This window comes from Phenylobacterium sp., from assembly GCF_013911965.1.
Classification (GTDB): Bacteria; Pseudomonadota; Alphaproteobacteria; order Caulobacterales; family Caulobacteraceae; genus Phenylobacterium.
In genome coordinates this window covers 177061-193935 of the sequence record NZ_JACESE010000003.1, presented here as the reverse complement: position 1 = coordinate 193935, position 16875 = coordinate 177061, and the positions used below count along the sequence as shown (strand labels likewise).

Here is a 16875-nt window from a genome sequence, read left to right as displayed (position 1 = left end):
CATGATCCGCACCGTGCTTCTCGCCGCCGTCGCGGCGACCCTGGCGTCCGCCCCGGCCCAGGCCCAGCGCCAGAACATTCCGCCGGCGCCGCCCCCGGCGCCGGCGCCCGGGCCGCAGGACTGGCGCACGCCCGACCCGGAGAACGTGCTCGTCATCGACACGAACAAGGGCCGCATCCTGGTGGAGCTGGAGCCGCGCGTGGCGCCGGCCCATGTGGATCGCATCCGCACGCTGACGCGCCAGGGGCTCTATGACGGGCGCACCTTCTTCCGCGTCATCGACCTCTTCATGGCCCAGACGGGCGACCCGCTCGACACGGGCGAAGGCGGCTCGGACCTGCCCGACATCGCCGCCGAGTTCACCTTCCGCCGCGGCGCATCCGATCCCTTCGTGAAGGTGGCGGACTCCGGGTCCAGCCAGACGGGCTTTGTCGGCGCCGTGCCGGTGATGACGCAGAGCCCGATGCTCATGGCGATGACCGTGGACGGCAAGATCACCGCCTGGCCGCTCTTCTGTCCCGGCGTCGCCGGAATGGCGCGGGGCTCCGAGGACGACTCGGCCAACAGCCAGTTCTTCCTGATGCGCCAGGCCTATCCGTCGCTCGAGAAGCGCTACACGGCGTTCGGACGCGTGGTCGACGGCCTGGAGGTCGTGCGCGCGATCAAGACGGGCGAGCCCGTGGCCGATCCTCAGGATCGCATGGAGCGCGTGCGCATTCTCGCTGACATGCCGGCGGCCGAACGGCCCAGCGTCCGCGTCGTCGATACGGCCGGGCCCTGGTTCGCCGCCCAGGTGGCGCAGCAGCGGGCCGAAGATGGGGCCGACTTCTCGGCCTGCAACCTGAAGATTCCCTCCGAGGTGAAGTGATGGACTCCGAAAACACCCTGATCATGACGCTGGACACCGGCCCGGTGACCATCCGCCTGCGCCCGGACCTGGCGCCCGGCCACGTCGAGCGCATCAAGGAACTGGCCCGTGAAGGCTTCTATGACGGCGTCGTCTTCCACCGCGTGATCGACGGCTTCATGGCCCAGGGCGGCGATCCGACCGGCACCGGCTCGGGCGGTTCGGACAAGCCGAACCTGAAGGCGGAGTTCAGCCCGGAGCCGCACGTGCGCGGCGTCTGCTCCATGGCCCGCACGCCGAATCCGAACTCGGCCAACAGCCAGTTCTTCATCTGCTTCGACGACGCCCGCTTCCTCGACGGCCAGTACACGGTCTGGGGCGAGGTGACGGAGGGCATGGAGAATGTCGACGCGCTGCCCAAGGGCGAGCCGCCGCGCAATCCCGGCAAGATCGTCTCGATGCGGGTGGCCGCCGACGCGTGAGGCCCGAGCGCCGCGCGCTGGTCAGCCGGCTGGCGCCAGCGCCAGAGTGACGACGACGGGGAAGTGGTCCGATCCCAGCGAAGGGCCACGTTCCACGCTCACGGTCTTCCAGTCCTTGCCGGCATAGACGTGGTCGATCGCCAGGAAGGGCAGGGGCATGTGGATGTTCCAGCGCGAAAAGGCCATGGCCGGCCAGCTCAGCATGGCCTTGTTGCGCCGTGACAGGCCCAGCGCCTCGTCCTGGCGGCGCAGGGTGAAGGACCAGGGCGTCGAGTTGAAGTCGCCGGCGATGATCAGCCGGTCGCGGTCATAGCGCTGCGCCATGGTCGTCAGGCGCAGGCTCTGCTGCTGCTGCGGACCGGCCGGGATCGGCCAGGTGTAGTGAGCGCCGATCACCGTGAAGTCGCCGCCCGGAGCGGCGAAGGTCGCCCGCGTCGAGGGGAAGTAGGCGCCCGCGTCGACAGGCTCCAGACCTCCCGAAAGCGGCGCGACCTTGCTGTAGATGATGACCTCGCAGCGGTCCTCCGGATTGCAGGTCCGGTGGTAGTCCGCGCGGGACTCGAAGGCCCGCTGGAATCGCCGCGTCGCCTCTTCGAGAACGACGATGTCGGGATCCTGCGCCAGGATCCATTCGGCCGTCTCGTCCATCGTCTGGTTGCGCGCGCTCCAGCTGTTCAGCTGGACGATCTTCAGCGTCGGGCCCTGGGCCTCCTCGGCCGCCGGCCCTGCGTCCCGGAACACTTCGGGCAGGATGAGAAGCGAGGACAGGACGATCGCACCGCCCGCCATGCCGAGCGTGACCCGCCGCAGCCGTCCGGCGGGCGTCAGCGCCGCAAGCAGGGCCGACAGCATCGCCAGCACGATGAAGACCGGCGCAAAGTGGGTTGCGATGTCCAGCCGGTCGCTGAAGCGGCCGCCCTGCGCGGCCAGCATGGCCAGCAGCGACAGGGCCGCGAGCGCGGCGGCCACGTCCTCCAGGATGCGGTTGACGATGATTCTCAGGAGCCCCATGGGCTGGCTCTAGCATGCGCTTGCGCTTGACGCGCGAGGTCTCGCATGGCCTTGACCGCAGCTTCATGAAACTCGCCGATTTCGACTTCGATCTGCCCGAGAGCGCCATCGCCCTGCGCCCGGTTTCGCCGCGCGACGCCGCGCGCATGCTGTGCGTGCGGCCCGGCGCGCCGCTGGCCGACCGGCATGTGCGCGACCTGCCCGGCGAGCTGCGGGCCGGCGACGTGCTGGTGCTGAACGACACCCGCGTCATCCCCGCGCGACTGAAGGGCCGCCGCCGGCGCGGCGACAGCTCCGTGGCGGTCGAGGCGACCCTTCACAAGCGGCTGGGACCGGCGCGCTGGAGCGCCTTCATGCGGCCGGGCAAGCGCCTGGCGCCGGGCGATCGCGTGGTGTTCGGCGAGGCCGAGGATCGCGCCTGCCAGCTCGCCGAACTCGCCGCGACCGTGACGGAGAAGGGCGAGGGCGGGGAGGTCGTGCTCGACTTCGACCTGGCCGGCCCGGTGCTGGACGAGGCGATCAAGGCCAGAGGCGCCATGCCGCTGCCCCCCTATATCGCGGCCAAGCGGCCGGAGGACGAGCAGGACAGGTCCGACTACCAGACCATCTACGCCCAGGCCGACGGCTCGGTGGCCGCGCCCACGGCGGGACTGCATTTCACGCCCGGCCTGATGGAGCGGCTGGCCGCGGCGGGCGTGGACACCTGCTTCGTCACCCTGCACGTGGGCGCCGGAACCTTCCTGCCGGTGAAGGTGGAGGACGTCTCCGAGCACCACATGCACGCCGAGTTCGGCGAGGTGAGTCCCGAGGTCGCCGCGCGCCTGAACCGCGCAAAGGCGGAGGGCGGCCGGATCGTCTGCGTCGGCACCACCTCGCTGAGGCTTGTGGAGAGCGCCGCGGCGGAGGACGGGACGGTGCGCCCCTTCGCCGACGAGACCGCCATCTTCATCACGCCCGGCTATCGCTTCCGCGCCGCCGACGGGCTGATGACCAATTTCCACCTGCCGAAGTCGACGCTCTTCATGCTGGTCAGCGCCTTCGCCGGACTGGAAACCATGCGCGCGGCCTACGCCCACGCCATCGCCAGCGGCTATCGCTTCTATTCCTATGGCGACGCCAGCCTGCTCTGGAGGGCCGACTGATGGCCGCCTTTCCCTTCGAGATCGCCGCCACGGACGGCCGGGCGCGCACGGGCGTTCTGAAGACCGCTCGCGGCGACATCCGCACGCCCGCCTTCATGCCCGTCGGCACGGCTGCGACGGTGAAGGCGCTGACCGTCGATCAGGTGAAGGCCACCGGCGCGGACATCATCCTCGGCAACACCTACCACCTGATGCTGCGCCCCGGTCCCGAGCGGATGGCGCGCCTGGGCGGTCTGCACCGCTTCATGCGCTGGGACGGGCCGATCCTGACCGACTCCGGCGGCTTCCAGGTCATGTCGCTGTCTCAGATCGCCAAGGTGACGGAAGAGGCGGTCACCTTCGCCAGCCACATCGACGGCTCGCGCCATGTGCTTTCGCCCGAACGTTCGATCGAAATCCAGGCCAACCGGCTCGGCGCCGACATCGTCATGCAGCTCGACGAATGCGTCGCCTGGCCGGCGGAGGAGACGCGCGCGGCCGAGGCCCTGCGGCTCTCGGCCCGCTGGGGCGCGCGGTGCAAGGCGGCGTTCGGCGACCGCGAACGCCAGGCCCTGTTCGGCATCCAGCAGGGTTCGACCTTCGAGCACCTGCGCAAGGAGTCCGCCGAGCGGCTGATCGAGATCGGTTTCGACGGCTACGCCATCGGCGGCCTAGCTGTCGGGGAGGGGCACGAGGCGATGTGCGAAACCCTCGACTACGCGCCGGCCATGCTGCCGGCCGAGCGGCCGCGCTACCTGATGGGCGTCGGAAAGCCCATCGACCTCGTGGAAGCCGTCTGGCGCGGCGTGGACATGTTCGACTGCGTCCTGCCCACCCGCTCGGGCCGGCACGGACAGGCCTGGACGTGGAACGGCCCCATCAACCTGAAGAACGCACGCTTCGCAGAGGATGACGAGCCGTTGGACGCCGCCTCGTCCTGCCCGGCCAGCCGCGACTACTCGAAGGCCTATCTGCACCACCTGGTGAAGGCCGAGGAGATCCTCGGCCAGGTGCTGCTGTCGTGGCACAATATCGGCTTCTTCCAGGCGCTCACCGCCGCGATGCGGCTCGCCATCGCCGAGGGGCGGATGGACGCCTTCCGCCGGGACTTCCGCGCGGCTCAGCGGACGGGATAGCGGGGCTTCAGCTCCTGCTGGATGACGTCCTTGGCCTGATAGGCGTGGTTGGGGGTGGCCGGCGGGTTGCAGCCGCGCGCCTCGCCCAGTCCCTTCAGATAGGCCCGGCGCACGCCGCCGGCGACGATGGCGCTCTGCACCAGCTTGTCGTGCTGTTCGGCGCCCGTCAGCTTTCGCACCCAACCCCGGAAGGGGATGACATCCTGGGTGAAGCCCGCCACGGCGCCGAGCGCCGTCATACGGCCCTGGTCCATCAGGTCGTCCTCGTCCTTGGCCTCCTCGTCGAGGTCGGCGCCCAGGGCATGGTTCAGCGGGACGATCTGGGCGGCGATATTGGCGCAGGTGGCCGGCTGGGGCCGCTTGTAGGGATCGGCCTGCGCCTCCAGCAGCACCGGCGGGATCTTGGTGCGCAGCAGGTTCACGTCCCGCAGGGGGGCGGACATGGCGCCTTCCAGGCTCTCGCGATTGGCCTCCGAACTCGTTTGGATCTGGGGCGAGCCGTCGGCGCGCGTGGTGGTGCAGCCGGACAGCAGGGCGGCGAGCAGGCCGAAAGCGGCGAAGGGAGCAAGGCGCGACATGCCACTATCCATATGCCGAGGGCCGCGCATGGGAAAGGCCGCTCGCGACTTGCCCGAGTCGGACCTGCGCCCTATGGTCCGCCCGCTTCGGCCGGCGCGACATCCTGCGCCGCGCCACGGGCCGGTAGCTCAGTGGTAGAGCATTCGACTTTTAATCGAATGGTCCTGGGTTCGAATCCCAGCCGGCCTACCATTTCCCGATCCTGCGCCGCAGAGCTCGGACGGTCGCGTTGGAGGCGGAGCCGGGCGGCGTGAGCATTGTCGCAGCCTATGTCTACCGGGACGGCCGCCGGGTCCGGGAAGCCTCGCTGACCGAGGAGGGTCTCGCCCTCGGGGCGGGCGACTTCGCCTGGATCGGACTGCTCCAGCCCGACCAGCGCGAACTGCGGACCCTGCAGGGGCGGTTCGGCCTCCATCCCCTGGCTGTCGAAGACGCCCTGTCCGCCCATCAGCTGGCGAAGGTGGAGGTCTACGGGGCCGAACTCTTCGTCGTCGCGCGCACGGCCGAGCTGGTCGATGACCACATCGCGTATGGCGAGACCCACATGTTCGTGGGGCCGAGCCACATCCTGACCGTCCGCCACGGCTCGGCGCGGGGCCACACGGAGCTGCGCGCCCAGCTCGAGGCCGCCCCAGGCATGCTGGCCAAGGGGCCCGACTATGTGCTCCACGCCATCCTGGATTTCGTCGTCGACGGCTATGCGCCGATCGTGGATGCGATCGAGGAGAGCGTGCTGGCCCTCGAGCATCGGGCGCAGGACACCTTCCTCTCCCGCGAAGATATCCGCCGCATCTTCACCCTGCGTCGCGAACTGCTGCGGTTCCGCCGGATGCTCGGCCCGATGGAGGAGTTGGCCAACCGCCTCGAACTGCTCGACCTGCCGTGCATCGACACCGACGCCAAGCCCTACTTCCGCGACGTCGCCGACCACGTCCGACGCGTGGTGAGCCGTGTTGACGGCCTGCGCGAAGGCCTGGCCTCGGTCTTCGAGGTGGCGAGCCTCCTGGAGCAGCAGCGTCAGGGCGCCATCACCCGCAAGCTGGCCGCTTGGGCCGCGATCCTGGCGGTCCCGACCGCGGTGGCCGGCATCTACGGCATGAACTTCGACGTCATGCCGGAACTGCGGTGGCGCTATGGCTACTACGTCGTGCTGGGCCTGATCGCGGTCATATGCGGCCTGCTCTTCCTGCAGTTCCGGCGTTCGCGGTGGCTCTGAGGCCGCCTCAGGATCCGTGCGGGGCGCTGCGGATCTGGGCGGTCACCGTCACCGGCGCGGCGTGCTCGAAGGTGAGGGTCAGCTGTGTCTGGCTCCCCTCGTTCAGAGCGCCGACGGGTTCGAGCAGCATCAAATGCTCGGCGCCCGGCTTCAGCGCCACGGCTTCGCCGGCCGGCAGGGCCAGGCCGTCCTCCAACCTGCTCATCCGCATGATGCCGTCGGTCATTGACATGGTGTGGATCTCGGCCCGCGCGGCGGCCGGACTCTCCACCGCCACCAGGCGGTCGTCTGTCGTCGAGGTGAGCGTCACATAGCAGCCGGCGGCGCGTGCGCCTTCCGCCGTCGGGCGGCACCAGGCGTCGGCGGCGACGACCTTCGGATCGGCCGGCGGCGAGGGGCTGCAGGCCGCCAGCAGGGCGAGGGGGGCGAGAAGGACGGCGGTGCGGATCATGCTTGGGCTCCTTGGGCTCGGTGCGTGTTGCGCGGCAGGCGCTGGACGAGGGCGTCGATCATCAGGGCTCCGGCGAGCGTGGCTCCGACGAGAGGGTAGAGAAGGGCGATCGGCAGGACGACGAGGCCCGCCGTCGCATAGGCGCGGAGGCTCGGCGGACGGGGCGGCGCGCCCAGCCGCCGCGCGGGACGGCGTTTCCACCACATGATCAGCCCGGATATGGCCAGCCCCCAGATGCTCAGACAGCCGGCGAGCATGACGAGCTTGTTGAGCCAGCCGTACTGCGCCCCCTGATGGACCGCGACGCCCCATTCGATCGCCTGGGCGGCGGGGCCGAAGGCGCCATAGCCGATGTCGGCGAGCACGCCGCCGTCGGCGGACAGGTAGAGGGTGCGCATGTCTTCGACCCGTCCGCCGCCGGCGCGGCTGGCCGTCCAGGCCAGTTCCGGGTCGCGCGACAGGGTCAGGTCGAACGGCGGCGCCATCCGCTGCGACGTGGCGGCGGCGACGGCGTCGACGGCGTCCGCGAATTCGGTCGTCGCCGACGTCCGGGCGGCGAGGGCTTCGCCCTGGAGGGCCCAGGGCATGGCCCCGTGCGCGTGGGTCTCGGCCTCGGCCGCCGGCGCCGGTCGCCAACCCCCGGCCGCGGGCGGGGCCTCCGGGCGGCCCCAGCCGGCCTGGTTCGTGATCGCCCGGACCTGCTGGCCCCAGACGGCCGACCACGGCATTCCGGTCACCGCCAGGAACAGGATCACCGCGCCTGCGAAGACGCCGATCAGGGCGTGGAGATCGCGCCAGAAGGGGCGGCGGGCGGGGCTTCCGCGCAGGGCGATCGCCGGCTGGCCCGGCCGCGGCCACCAGAGAACCGCGCCGGTGACGACCAGCAGGATCGCCCAGCCTGCGGCGATCTCGGCCAGCAGGTTGGCCCAGGGGCCGAAGGTTTCGAGACTGTGCAGGCGTTTGATCCAGCCCAGCGCGCCGCCGGGCGGGCTCTCCCCGATCAGTCGGGCGTCGGCGGGGGCGAGGTGAAGCAGGCGTTCGCCCCCGTCCGGCAGGCGCACGAGAACGGCGGCGGCCTGGCCTTCGGCCGGGAGGGTCAGCCGGCGCGCCTCGCCGCCGGTCGCGGCCTCGGCGGCGGCCACCCAGGCCGAGGGCGGCAGGCGAACCTCCGGCGCCGGAGCCCGGGTGAGGCGGCCATAGAGGAGGCCGTCGATCTCGGCCTTGAACAGGTAGAGACCGCCGGTGGCGGCCATCAACAGAAGAACCGGCGCCACGATCAGGCCGGCGAAGAAGTGCAGCCGCCAAAGGGCCGCATAGAGGCCGCCCTGCCGGCTCAGAGGTTTGTCGCGAGGGTCGATCATCCGGCGTCTCCTGAAGGGGCGGCCCCGGCGGGGCCGCCCATGGACCTCAGAACTCGACCGTCAGGCCGGCGAAGATCGACCGGCCGTCGCCCGGCCAGTAGACGGCCGAGGCGGGCGAGGCGGTGGTCACCGGCTGGACGTTGGAGACATAGGCCTCGTCGGTCAGGTTGCGGATGTCGAGGAAGACGGTGACGCCGCGGGGCGCCGTCCAGCCCAGGTTGAGGTTGGCTATGGCGTAGTCCGGCGCCCGCACCGTGTTGGCGAAGTCGACCCATGGCCCCTCCGGGACCCACTCCGCCGAGGGCGCCGCGAACCAGCCGGCCGGATGATCGTAGCGCAGCTCGGCCCGATAGAGGTGCTCCGGCACGATCGGCAGTCGGTTGTCGCCGTACTGGGCGTCGCCGTCGAAACGGAAGTCGGACCAGGCATAGGTCTGGCGCAGGCGCCAGCCCGTGGCCAGACGCCAGTCGAGCGCCGCCTCCAGTCCCTGGTGGACCGTCTCGTCGGCGTTGAAGGTTGAGGCGGGATGGTCGTTGTCGACGGAGAACATCAGCAGTTCCTTGTCGAGTTCGGCCCGGTAGAGGGTGACGTCCCAGGTGAGGGCGCCGCGCCGGCCGCGGGCGCCCGCCTCGGCCGTCCAGGCCTCCTGCGCCTCCACCGGCGAGAAGCCCGCACCGCTGGGCGACAGGGCGCCGAAGTTCGGCGGCTCGACCGATCTGGTCAGGTTGGCGAAGAGCTGAGCTCCGTCCGGCGCCTCCCAGAGCAGGCCCACCCGCGGGGCGAGCCAGTCGAAGTCCTTGCCCGTGGAGAGGTTGAAGGTCATCGGCTGGCCGGGCACGGCGAAGCTTCGGTAGTCTCGCTCGGCCGCCCCCCAGGTCGCGCCGCCGACCAGGGCCAGGCGGTCGGTGACGAAGAGGCGGCCCTCGGCGAAGATGTCGCGCGCCGCAGCGTTCTGGAAGGAGACGCTGGTCAGTGCGCCGCGGGCGCCCTGCTGGTTCACGTAGAGGTGGGAGTCGAGGTCGCCTTCACGCAGCCAGGCGCCGGCATAGCCATCGGCGCGCAGGCCGGCGACTTCGCCCTGCCAGTCGAGCCGGGCGAAGAGGCCGTAGTTGCGGCTCTCCTGGTCGATGACCTGGAAGATCGGGTGGTCGAGCTCCTTCCAGATGACGTAGGCGCCGGCTTCGACCACGGCGGACTCGTTCAGCCGCCAGCGGGTGCGAAGGGAGCCGCGCAGGCTGCGCAGGTCGCGGGCGTAGTCGCGCGCCACATTGCCTGCGGAGGCCTGTTTCGGATCGGTCTCGAACTGGACCCGGGTCAGGGCGCCGGGGATCTCCTGCTTGATGTTCCCGCCGTTGAGGATCAGGCGCACCTCGCGATCCTCGCCGAAGCTGCGGCCGAGGTTCAGGGAGCCGAACTGGATGTTCTGCTGGCTCTGAGACCGCTCGCCCTGGCCGGTCTGGTTCGTGGCGGCGGCGAAGACGTCCCAGGCGCCGGTCTGCCGCGCCATGGCGGCGTGCTCGCGTAGAAGGCCGAAGGCGCCGCCGTCGATCCGGATGCGGTTGTCGAAAGGCGCGGTTTCGCCGGTGGGCGTCACCATGTTGATCGCCCCGCCCAGCAGGGCGCCGCCGAAGCGCAGGGCGTTGCCGCCGCGATAGACCTCGGCATAGCGGGTGATCAGCGGATCGGCGATCTGGCTGTCGCCATAGCCGTCGGCCTCGTTGAGCGGCAGGCCGTCCTGAGCCAGCAGCAGGCCGCGATTGTGGTTGGCGTTGCCAAGGCCCGAGCCGCGGATGGAGATGCGGATGTCGCCGCCCCACTTCTTCTGGGCGAAGACGCCGGGCGCGTCGCGCAGCATGTCGTCCAGGGCCAGGGCGAGGCGGTCCTCATAGGCCTCGGCGGCGATGACGGAGACGGCGCCGGGCGTCTCGGAGAGGTCGCGCCGGGCCCCCGCGACCACGGCCGGGTCTTCGGGATCGGGTCTGGCGGTGACGATGACGGAGTCGACGGTGGTCTGGGCGCCGGCGACAGCCGGAACCGCCAGGGCGCAGAGCCCGGCGGAGGCGCAGAGAAGCAGTTTCATCGAAGAAGGTCCCAAGGGCGGCAAGCGCCGCCGGCTACAACTGTCCGTGGATCGCCGCAGGCCTTCTCGGCGCCGCGCGAGGGCGCGGCGCGCTCAAGGTTGGCGCGGCGAGGCGCCCGCGAGGGGCGTCAGGCGGTCAGATGTGGAGGACCCCGGGCCGGGAGCGGCGGCGCGGCCAGGCCGCGGCCGGGCGCGACGGCCGGCACGACGGCGAGCGCTGGCGCGACATAGTCTGCGAAAACGGCCGGGCCGACCGAGAGAAGCTCGGGGCCCTCGGCGCCGCTGGCGTGGCCGGCGAAGACGCAGGGGTTGTGGCGGGCGCCGTCGGCATCGGCGGGCTCGTGCGGTGTTTCGTCCTGGGCGGCCGAGGGCAGGGCGGCCGCGGGAACGGGGCCCTGGGCGGTGCAGAGAACCAGCGCGAACGGCGGGCCCTCGGCGCGCGCCGGCGCGGCCATGTAGCCGGGCGGCACGATCACCTTCATGGCGAGCGCCAGGAAGGCCAGGACCGCGAGCGCGCCCCGACCCATCGGCGTTCGAAGGAGACGGCCGGGGCTCATGCCGGCGCCATTAGTCAATGTCGGCGTTGCTGTGAAGCCGAAATCCGCTCCTGAGGGGAGGCTTCCAGCAGGGGTTGCGATGCAACCTTAACGGGATTTTCACGGCTTATGCGACATCAAGCCGCACATGGAGCGTCTCGTTCTCGCCTTCGGCGGACTCTTGGCCCATCCGCGGCGATCGGGCGCCATGGTGGCGCTCCTTCTCTCGCCGGCCCTGCTGATGGGCGTGATCTGGGGCGCGGGTTGGGGCGGGCACGCCCTCCTGGAAGCGCACCTGCGCGCCGCGGCCGAAATCGCCCTGGAGGCGGCCGCGCTGGGACGGGACCCCGTGGAGCAGGAGCAACTCGCCCTGGCGGCTCTGCAGCGCGCCGTCTGGGGGCCGCTGCGGGGGCATGTGAACGCCCGCGCCCGGGCCCGGGACGGAAGCCTGACTCTGACGGTCGGGTGCGACGTCAGCGACCGGGCGCCGACGCCGCTGACCGCCGTGCTGGCCCTGCCGCCGGTTCGCATCCTCCGCCGCAGCGCGGCCGAGGAGCCGCCCGGCTGAGGCGGCTTACTGCTGCTGCTGTTGCTGTTGCTGCTGCTGGTCGTGCAGCGGCCCGCCAAGAGGCGGCCTGCGGCGGGCGTTGCGGCTGAAGTTCAGCTGCGAGACCTTCAGGAACTCGGGTTCGGTCAGGGCCGTGCGGGCGCGCCGCACCGACACGCCCACCGCCAGCTGGCTCTCGGCGTCGCCCTTGTAGACCCCGCGGGAGGGCGGCACGTCGCTGTAGTCGCGGCCGATCGCGGCGGCGATGTGCCGTTCGCCCGCCAGGACGTTGTTGGTGGGATCGAAGCCGACCCATCGCAGGCTCGGCAGGAAGACCTCGACCCAGGCGTGGGTGGCGTCGGGATCCGACCGGTCGCCGCCCTCGCGATCGGTGAACAGGTAGCCGGAGACATAGCGGGCGGGAATGCCCCAGCTGCGGCAGATGGCGAGCATGATGTGGCTGAAGTCCTGACAGACGCCCCGGCGCTCGCGCAGGGCCTCGTCGATGGGGCTGTCGGCCTCCGTGACGCCGGTCTCGTAGGCGAAGGACTCGTAGATGATCCCCGCCAGGGCGCGGACGGCGCTCAGCGGGTCTCTGGCCCGGAGGCGCTCGATCTCATGCTCGGCGGCGAACGCGCGCAGGAGGTCGGTCTGGATGGCGAAACCGTGCTCGCGCAGGAAGTCGAACTGGTCGCCCTGAACGAAGTCGCTGCGCAGCCGGTCCCATTCGCCCATGTCGAGCGCCTCCGGGAGGGGGATGTCCGGCTGCGTCTCCACCGCGGAGCGCGCGACGATGGTCAGGCGCTCGTGCGGCTGGGGGACGTCGAAGTGGTAGACGGCGTTGCCGAACGTGTCGGCGTAGGAGAAGAGCTGGGTCGCCGGATCGATCTCCAGGTCGAAGCTCACCAGCCGCTGACGCGCGCCCTTCTGGGGCTGCATCCACACCTCCATGAGGCTTTCGCGGACGGGCGCGGCATAGTGGTACTGGGTGACGTGGCGGACTTCGAGCAGCACGGGGTTCTGATCCTCTAGGCGGGCAGGCGCATTTCGAGGGGATAGGCCACGAAGGCCTCGTAGACGCCCCGATGGATGGCGCCGCACTCGGCCAGCACCGCCTCCAGGAAGGTGTGCGAACCCTCCCGCTCGATCTCGGACATGTCGGCGTACTGCAGGCGCGCCTTCAGCCGCCCGGCGAGGCGTTCGGGTCCGACGTGCTCGGCGTCCGTCTGGCGGCTGAGGCGGGAGAGATGGGCCTCGATCTGGTCGGTGGAGAAACGGATGGATCTCGGGAATTCCGCATTGAGGAGCAGGAACTCCAGGATGGAGGCGGCGCGCACATCGGCGGTGTAGACGCGCAGATAGGGCTCCAGCGCGCAGGACATCCGCAGCACAGCCGTCAGGGCGGCGTGGTCCAGCCGCTCCCCCGTGCGGCCGAAGCAGACTTCGAGCAGGCGGCCGATCAGCTGGGCGCGCTCCAGGTGGACGCCCAGGAGCAGGAAGCGCCAGCCTTCGCCGTGGCTCATGGTGGCGTCGGCCGCGCCCTTGAACAGGTGCAGGTCGGCGATGATCTCGTGCAGGAAGGCCGAGGAGCCGTCGCCGAAGGCCTTGGTCGCCTGGGCGCCGGTCAGGCGCAGGTGGACGAGATTCAGCCGCTCCCAGGTCTCGCTGGTGATCTGGTCGCGCACCTGCCGGGCGTTCTCGCGGGCGCGGCTCAGGGAGGTGATCACCGAACCGTCGTTGAGCCGGTCCAGGGTCAGCCCGCGGGCCGCGTCGAAGGGCGAGGCGACCTGGTCCTCGTTGGTTTCGCCGACCGCCGAGAGGGCGATCCGCGCCACCTGGTTGGCCGTCTCCGTCCGGTCGAGGGTGGCGGTGAGCATGACGTCGGCCAGGCGAGCCACGTGCTCGGCGCGTTCGACGTAGCGGCCGATCCAGAACAGACTGTCGGCCACGCGGGCGAGCATCATGGCTGGGTCTCTCCCCCGTCGGCCAGCACCCAGGTGTCCTTCGACCCGCCGCCCTGGCTGGAATTCACCACAAGGGATCCCTTGCGCAGCGCCACCCGCGTGAGGGCGCCCGGGGTGACCGTGATCTTCTCGCCGGAGAGGATGAAGGGCCGAAGGTCCACGTGCCGGGCTTCGACCTGGCCGTCGATCAGGCAGGGCGCGGTCGAGAGCTGGATCGTGGGCTGGGCGATGTAGTTGTCCGGATTGGCCTTGAGGGCCTGGGCGAAGACCTCCCGCTCGGCCGCGGTGGAGTGCGGCCCCACGAGCATTCCGTAACCGCCTGACGCGCCCACCGCCTTGACCACCAGCTTGTCGAGATTGGCGAGCACATGGGAGAGCTCGACGGGCTCCCGGCAGAGAAAGGTCTCGATGTTCGGCAGGATGGGCTCCTCGCCGAGGTAGTAGCGGATGATCTCCGGCACGTAGGCGTAGACCGCCTTGTCGTCGGCGACGCCGGTGCCCGGGGCGTTGCAGATCACCACCGTTCCGGCGCGGTAGGCGTTGAAGAGTCCCGCCACGCCAAGGGAGGAATCGCGCCGGAAGGTGAGCGGATCGATGAAGTCGTCGTCCACCCGCCGATAGATCACGTCGATCCGGCGCAGCCCCGTCGTGGTGCGCATGTAGACCATATTGTCGTGGACCACGAGGTCGCGGCCCTCGACCAGCGGCACGCCCATCAGCCGGGCGAGGTAGGCGTGCTCGTAATAGGCGGAGTTGTAGACCCCGGGCGTCAGCACCACGACCTGCGGATTGGGCCGCCACTCGGCCATGCTGCGCAGGGTGGAGAGCAGAAGGTCCGGGTAGCGGTCGATCTGGCGCACGCCCGCCAGCCGAAAGGTGCCCGGGAAGGTGCGCTTGGACGCCTCGCGGTTGGCGAGCATGTAGGATACGCCGGAGGGGACGCGCAGATTATCCTCCAGCACGGCGAACTCGCCGGATTCCTGGCGGATCAGATCGCTGCCGCAGACGTTCGCATAGGCCTGGTGGGGCACGTAGAGCCCCTGCATCTCCCGGCGGTACGACGGCGCGCCCAGCACCAGCTCGCGCGGGACGACGCCGTCCTTCAGGATGCTGCGGTCGCCGTAGATGTCGGCCAGGAACAGGTTGAGCGCCTGGAGCCGCTGGACGAGGCCGGACTCCACCCTGGCCCACTCGTGCGCGGGGATGATCCGCGGCAGGAGGTCGGTGGGGATGATCCTTTCGGTCGAGCTCTCCGCGCCATAGACGGTGAAGGTGATGCCCTGGAGCAGGAAGAAGCGCTCCAGCGTCCTCTGGCGCTCGTCCAGCTCGCCGGGGCCGAGGGCCTGCAGCCGGCGCGCCAGGGCCGCGAAGTGGGGCCGCACCGACCCGTCGGCGGCGTACATCTCGTCATAAGGCGCCGTCGGCGCCTCGGGGACTCTGTCGATCTCTTCCGATCTCTGCGCTGTCGCCACGCCCGACTCCAAAACTCACCCCTCCTCGAAACCGCAAGAGGGGCCGGCAGCCTAGCAGCGCCGTCTCGCCGCCGCGCGGGCGATTGTGTCAGCGCAAGGAACGGGCGCCGCCTGCCTCATTTCGAGGCGTCGTCCGCGGGGCGTCTTCGAGGCCGCCGCGCGCCTCGGGGTGACAGCGGACGGACTCGTCGCTACACGGGGATTCCGGGGGGCCGGAAGGGTGATTGCGTGAGACGATCCGTCTTCGCAGCCGTCGCCACGGCTGCCCTGTGTGTCTATGGCGCCGGCGCCGCGCGCGCCGAGCCGCGCGCCGTGCTGCAGGGCGAGGTCGGCGACGACCTGCGGGACCGAATCGAGCGCGCCATGGGCGACACGGACCGCCCGCCGCAGAACCGCTTTCAGTTGCGCCGCCAGGCCCGCGAAGCCGCCGAGGACGCCATCGCGGTGCTCCGCTCCGAGGGCTACTACGCCTATGGCGTGGACGCCGGCCTCACCGAAGGCGAGACCCCGCAGGCCTATGTGGAGGTCGAACCCGGACCGCGGTTCCTGTTCGCCGATCCCGACATCGCCTGGACCGGCGAGGCGCCGAACCCCGAGACGCAGACCGCCGCCCGCCAGGCCATGCAGATCGAGCCGGGGGCCCCGGGGCGCGCCGCCGAGGTGGTCGCCGCCGAGGGGCGCATCCTGGCCGCGGTCCAGCGCGCGGGCTATGCGGACGTCTCGGCCGACACCCGCGAGGTGGTCGTCGACCACGAGGACGACACCGTCCGTCCGACCTTCCGCATCGCCGCGGGCGATCTGGTGCGGCTGGACGGCATCGATCTCGACACCGAGGGGCGCACCAACCCCGCCTGGCTCGAGCGGCTCAAGCCCTGGGAGCCGGGCGCCGTCTACGCCCCCGATTCCATCGCCGAACTGGAACGGCGCCTGCTCGACACCGGGGTCTATGATTCGGTGACGGTGGCGCTCGCCCCGGCGGACGCGCTGACGGAGGAGGGCTATCGCCCCGTGATCGTGGGCCTGGCCGACCGCGAGCCGCGGACGATCGAGCTGGGCGCGAGCTACTCCACCAGCGAGGGCTTCGGCCTGGACGCCCGATGGACCCGCTACAACGTGCTCGGCCGGGCCGACACGCTCGCCGTCGTGGGGCGCCTATCGGAGATGGACAGCCGGCTGGGCGCCGACCTGACCCTGCCGCACTGGCGCCGGCCGGCGCAGACCTTCCATGCGGACGCCGACATCTACCGGACAAAGACCGACGCCTATGAGGAGACCGGCGTCGGCGTCGCTGCTGATGTCCGCCGCAGGTACGGCGCGAATTCCTTCGTTACGGTCGGCACTTCGCTCGATTTCTCCAAGACAGATGAGAAGGACGCCCGCAGCCTTTCCGCCCTGGGCCGCGAGCTGGTGACGGCGGCGGTGTTCGGCGCGGTCTCGCTGGACCGATCCAATGATCCGCTGGATCCGACCCAGGGCTGGCGTGTGGATGGTCGCTTCGAGCCGACCTACATCGTCGGCGACGAGTCGCTGCCCTATCTCGAGGTCTCCACCCAGGGCACGGCTTATCTCCCCCTGGACGAGCAGGCGCGAACCGTCATCGCCGGACGTCTGCGGGTCGGCAGTCTCGTCGGCGGAAAGCTCGACGAGGTGCCGGCCTCGCGGCGCTTCTACGCCGGCGGCGGCGGGTCGGTGCGGGGCTATGCCTACCAGGCGGTGGGGCCGCGCCTGGCCGACGACACGCCGCAGGGCGGCCTGTCCCTTCTGGAGGTCAGCCTTGAGGCGCGGCGGCAGATCACCGACCGCTGGGGCGTCGTCGCCTTCGTGGACGCCGGCTCGGTGGGCGAGGATCAGATCCCTTCCGGCGACAATCTCAGCGTCGGGATCGGCGTCGGCGTCCGCTACGACCTCGGCTTCGGCCCCATCCGCGCCGACGTCGCCTTTCCGCTCGACACCGACAAGCGCGACGCCGGCGTGCAGATCTACCTCAGCATCGGGCAGGCGTTTTGAGCGACGAGGACCATACCGAGGCCGCCAAGCCCGCCGTCCGCAGGCCGCGCCTCAGGCGCCGCGTG

16 protein-coding genes and 1 tRNA gene are annotated in these 16875 nt (G+C 70.8%); 8 read left to right on the top strand and 9 right to left on the bottom strand.

The annotated features are described in order from the left end of the window. The first annotated feature begins 1 nt into the window (after position 1). Together H2041_RS04470 and H2041_RS04465 are read left to right on the top strand one after the other, a co-directional pair. Positions 2 to 868, top strand: a complete 867-nt coding sequence (locus H2041_RS04470; RefSeq protein ID WP_293409905.1) for a peptidylprolyl isomerase — start codon at positions 2 to 4, stop codon at positions 866 to 868. After that, positions 868 to 1329: a peptidylprolyl isomerase gene (locus tag H2041_RS04465; protein WP_293409903.1), complete on the top strand. Its 462-nt coding sequence runs from the start codon at positions 868 to 870 to the stop codon at positions 1327 to 1329. Before H2041_RS04470 ends, H2041_RS04465 begins: the two co-directional genes overlap by 1 nt. 21 nt (positions 1330 to 1350) lie before the next feature. On the opposite strand, the gene H2041_RS04460 is transcribed toward H2041_RS04465, so the two are convergent. Further along, complete coding sequence (locus H2041_RS04460; protein WP_293409900.1) at positions 1351 to 2340, bottom strand: endonuclease/exonuclease/phosphatase family protein; 990 nt, start codon at positions 2338 to 2340, stop codon at positions 1351 to 1353. A gap of 65 nt (positions 2341 to 2405) precedes the next feature. On the opposite strand from H2041_RS04460, the gene queA reads away from it, so the two are divergent. Together queA and tgt are read left to right on the top strand one after the other, a co-directional pair. After that, complete coding sequence (gene queA / locus H2041_RS04455) at positions 2406 to 3482, top strand: tRNA preQ1(34) S-adenosylmethionine ribosyltransferase-isomerase QueA (RefSeq protein WP_293409898.1); 1077 nt, start codon at positions 2406 to 2408, stop codon at positions 3480 to 3482. Next, entirely contained in the window at positions 3482 to 4597 is a 1116-nt protein-coding gene (gene tgt / locus H2041_RS04450; protein WP_293409896.1) for a tRNA guanosine(34) transglycosylase Tgt, read from the top strand. Before queA ends, tgt begins: the two co-directional genes overlap by 1 nt. On the opposite strand, the gene H2041_RS04445 is transcribed toward tgt, so the two are convergent. Beyond that, a complete protein-coding gene (locus H2041_RS04445) occupies positions 4582 to 5175 on the bottom strand; it encodes a hypothetical protein (RefSeq protein ID WP_293409894.1) in 594 nt (197 codons plus the stop codon). The two genes, tgt and H2041_RS04445, sit on opposite strands and share 16 nt — an antisense overlap. A gap of 118 nt (positions 5176 to 5293) precedes the next feature. Between H2041_RS04445 and H2041_RS04440 the strand changes: the two genes are divergently transcribed. Beyond that, positions 5294 to 5368, top strand: a tRNA-Lys gene (locus tag H2041_RS04440). 58 nt (positions 5369 to 5426) lie between these two features. Then, complete coding sequence (locus H2041_RS04435; RefSeq protein ID WP_293409892.1) at positions 5427 to 6392, top strand: magnesium and cobalt transport protein CorA; 966 nt, start codon at positions 5427 to 5429, stop codon at positions 6390 to 6392. Between the two features lie 7 nt (positions 6393 to 6399). Here H2041_RS04435 and H2041_RS04430 read toward each other — a convergent pair whose 3' ends face one another. The 4 genes from H2041_RS04430 to H2041_RS04415 form a co-directional block, all read right to left on the bottom strand. Further along, the gene (locus tag H2041_RS04430) at positions 6400 to 6843 is read right to left on the bottom strand and encodes a copper chaperone PCu(A)C (protein WP_293409890.1); all 444 of its coding nucleotides are present in this window, start codon (positions 6841 to 6843) and stop codon (positions 6400 to 6402) included. Beyond that, entirely contained in the window at positions 6840 to 8204 is a 1365-nt protein-coding gene (locus H2041_RS04425; RefSeq protein ID WP_293409889.1) for a PepSY domain-containing protein, read from the bottom strand. The genes H2041_RS04430 and H2041_RS04425 overlap by 4 nt, the downstream gene beginning before the upstream one ends. Before the next feature lie 46 nt (positions 8205 to 8250). Next, positions 8251 to 10284, bottom strand: coding sequence for a TonB-dependent receptor (locus H2041_RS04420; protein WP_293409886.1), 2034 nt, complete (start codon positions 10282 to 10284; stop codon positions 8251 to 8253). A gap of 128 nt (positions 10285 to 10412) precedes the next feature. After that, positions 10413 to 10841 (bottom strand): DUF2946 family protein, encoded by a 429-nt coding sequence (locus H2041_RS04415; protein ID WP_293409883.1) that lies wholly within the window; start codon positions 10839 to 10841, stop codon positions 10413 to 10415. Between the two features lie 127 nt (positions 10842 to 10968). Here H2041_RS04415 and H2041_RS04410 point away from each other — a divergent pair, with 127 nt between their 5' ends. After that, positions 10969 to 11388 carry a hypothetical protein gene (locus H2041_RS04410; protein ID WP_293409881.1) on the top strand — a complete coding sequence of 140 codons (420 nt, stop codon included), beginning with the start codon at positions 10969 to 10971 and terminating at the stop codon, positions 11386 to 11388. Between the two features lie 6 nt (positions 11389 to 11394). Here H2041_RS04410 and H2041_RS04405 read toward each other — a convergent pair whose 3' ends face one another. From H2041_RS04405 to H2041_RS04395, 3 genes are read right to left on the bottom strand one after another with little or no spacing between them, the layout of a single operon-like run. Next, on the bottom strand, positions 11395 to 12381 hold the full coding sequence (locus tag H2041_RS04405; protein ID WP_293409879.1) for a transglutaminase family protein: 987 nt from the start codon (positions 12379 to 12381) through the stop codon (positions 11395 to 11397). A 14-nt stretch (positions 12382 to 12395) separates the two neighbouring features. Then, entirely contained in the window at positions 12396 to 13331 is a 936-nt protein-coding gene (locus H2041_RS04400; protein ID WP_293409877.1) for an alpha-E domain-containing protein, read from the bottom strand. Further along, positions 13328 to 14734: a circularly permuted type 2 ATP-grasp protein gene (locus tag H2041_RS04395; protein ID WP_293410079.1), complete on the bottom strand. Its 1407-nt coding sequence runs from the start codon at positions 14732 to 14734 to the stop codon at positions 13328 to 13330. Before H2041_RS04395 ends, H2041_RS04400 begins: the two co-directional genes overlap by 4 nt. Positions 14735 to 15031: 297 nt before the next feature. Between H2041_RS04395 and H2041_RS04390 the strand changes: the two genes are divergently transcribed. Continuing rightward, on the top strand, positions 15032 to 16810 hold the full coding sequence (locus H2041_RS04390; RefSeq protein WP_293409875.1) for an autotransporter assembly complex family protein: 1779 nt from the start codon (positions 15032 to 15034) through the stop codon (positions 16808 to 16810). Positions 16811 to 16875: the final 65 nt, after the last annotated feature.

Excerpts from the sequence above, each read along its gene's own strand:
- H2041_RS04425 (WP_293409889.1), bottom strand. The coding sequence starts at position 8,204 with ATGATCGACCCTCGCGACAAACCTCTGAGCCGGCAGGGCGGCCTCTAT.
- queA (WP_293409898.1), top strand. The coding sequence starts at position 2,406 with ATGAAACTCGCCGATTTCGACTTCGATCTGCCCGAGAGCGCCATCGCC.
- H2041_RS04470 (WP_293409905.1), top strand. The coding sequence starts at position 2 with ATGATCCGCACCGTGCTTCTCGCCGCCGTCGCGGCGACCCTGGCGTCC.
- H2041_RS04445 (WP_293409894.1), bottom strand. The coding sequence starts at position 5,175 with ATGTCGCGCCTTGCTCCCTTCGCCGCTTTCGGCCTGCTCGCCGCCCTG.
- H2041_RS04430 (WP_293409890.1), bottom strand. The coding sequence starts at position 6,843 with ATGATCCGCACCGCCGTCCTTCTCGCCCCCCTCGCCCTGCTGGCGGCC.
- H2041_RS04410 (WP_293409881.1), top strand. The coding sequence starts at position 10,969 with ATGGAGCGTCTCGTTCTCGCCTTCGGCGGACTCTTGGCCCATCCGCGG.
- H2041_RS04400 (WP_293409877.1), bottom strand. The coding sequence starts at position 13,331 with ATGATGCTCGCCCGCGTGGCCGACAGTCTGTTCTGGATCGGCCGCTAC.
- H2041_RS04420 (WP_293409886.1), bottom strand. The coding sequence starts at position 10,284 with ATGAAACTGCTTCTCTGCGCCTCCGCCGGGCTCTGCGCCCTGGCGGTT.
- H2041_RS04465 (WP_293409903.1), top strand. The coding sequence starts at position 868 with ATGGACTCCGAAAACACCCTGATCATGACGCTGGACACCGGCCCGGTG.
- H2041_RS04415 (WP_293409883.1), bottom strand. The coding sequence starts at position 10,841 with ATGAGCCCCGGCCGTCTCCTTCGAACGCCGATGGGTCGGGGCGCGCTC.
- H2041_RS04395 (WP_293410079.1), bottom strand. The coding sequence starts at position 14,734 with ATGTACGCCGCCGACGGGTCGGTGCGGCCCCACTTCGCGGCCCTGGCG.
- tgt (WP_293409896.1), top strand. The coding sequence starts at position 3,482 with ATGGCCGCCTTTCCCTTCGAGATCGCCGCCACGGACGGCCGGGCGCGC.
- H2041_RS04460 (WP_293409900.1), bottom strand. The coding sequence starts at position 2,340 with ATGGGGCTCCTGAGAATCATCGTCAACCGCATCCTGGAGGACGTGGCC.